We start from the raw sequence: 1,687 nt of genomic DNA on the forward strand, positions 1-1,687 counted from the left end.
CCTTTGGGTGGGTGTGGATGTTTCTCTTTTACGGAGAGTTTGATCCTGGCTCAGGACGAACGCTGGTGGCGTGCTTAACACATGCAAGTCGAACGGTGAAGCCCAGCTTGCTGGGTGGATCAGTGGCGAACGGGTGAGTAACACGTGAGCAACCTGCCCTCCACTTCGGGATAAGCCTTGGAAACGAGGTCTAATACCGGATACGAGCACTTACCGCATGGTGGGTGTTGGAAAGTTTTTCGGTGGGGGATGGGCTCGCGGCCTATCAGCTTGTTGGTGGGGTAATGGCCTACCAAGGCGTCGACGGGTAGCCGGCCTGAGAGGGCGACCGGCCACACTGGGACTGAGACACGGCCCAGACTCCTACGGGAGGCAGCAGTGGGGAATATTGCACAATGGGCGAAAGCCTGATGCAGCGACGCCACGTGAGGGATGACGGCCTTCGGGTTGTAAACCTCTTTCAGCAGGGAAGAAGCGAGAGTGACGGTACCTGCAGAAGAAGCGCCGGCTAACTACGTGCCAGCAGCCGCGGTAATACGTAGGGCGCAAGCGTTGTCCGGAATTATTGGGCGTAAAGAGCTCGTAGGCGGTCTGTCGCGTCTGGTGTGAAATCCCATGGCTCAACTGTGGGCTTGCATCGGGTACGGGCAGACTAGAGTGCTGTAGGGGAGACTGGAATTCCTGGTGTAGCGGTGGAATGCGCAGATATCAGGAGGAACACCGATGGCGAAGGCAGGTCTCTGGGCAGTTACTGACGCTGAGGAGCGAAAGCATGGGGAGCGAACAGGATTAGATACCCTGGTAGTCCATGCCGTAAACGTTGGGCACTAGGTGTGGGGCCAGTTCCACTGGTTCTGTGCCGCAGCTAACGCATTAAGTGCCCCGCCTGGGGAGTACGGCCGCAAGGCTAAAACTCAAAGGAATTGACGGGGGCCCGCACAAGCGGCGGAGCATGCGGATTAATTCGATGCAACGCGAAGAACCTTACCAAGGCTTGACATGTACGAGAAAGCCCCAGAGATGGGGTTCTCTTTGGACACTCGTACACAGGTGGTGCATGGTTGTCGTCAGCTCGTGTCGTGAGATGTTGGGTTAAGTCCCGCAACGAGCGCAACCCTTATCCTATGTTGCCAGCGGGTTATGCCGGGGACTCATGGGAGACTGCCGGGGTCAACTCGGAGGAAGGTGGGGATGACGTCAAATCATCATGCCCCTTATGTCTTGGGCTTCACGCATGCTACAATGGCCGGTACAGAGGGCTGCGATACCGTGAGGTGGAGCGAATCCCAAAAAGCCGGTCTCAGTTCGGATCGGGGTCTGCAACTCGACCCCGTGAAGTCGGAGTCGCTAGTAATCGCAGATCAGCAACGCTGCGGTGAATACGTTCCCGGGCCTTGTACACACCGCCCGTCAAGTCACGAAAGTTGGTAACACCCGAAGCTCACGGCCCAACCCGCAAGGGAGGGAGTGGTCGAAGGTGGGACTGGCGATTGGGACTAAGTCGTAACAAGGTAGCCGTACCGGAAGGTGCGGCTGGATCACCTCCTTTCTAAGGAGCTCATCTCCACCAGGCCCCGGACACCGGGGACGCCGTGCCGCCTGTTGAGGTGGTGGGTGCTGGTGGCAGAGGCCATGCCCAGGCCGTACGCGTCTGGGGTGGTTGCTCATGGGTGGAACATTGACGAAG

General features: G+C 58.2%; 1 rRNA gene. It reads left to right on the forward strand.

The window, feature by feature from the left end:
* Window positions 1–27: 27 nt before the first annotated feature.
* Window positions 28–1,549, forward strand: a 16S ribosomal RNA gene (locus ACFV9Q_RS29170).
* Window positions 1,550–1,687: the final 138 nt, after the last annotated feature.

The sequence above is a fragment of the Promicromonospora sp. NPDC059942 genome, assembly GCF_042731755.1.
Lineage (GTDB): Bacteria > Actinomycetota > Actinomycetes > Actinomycetales > Cellulomonadaceae > Promicromonospora.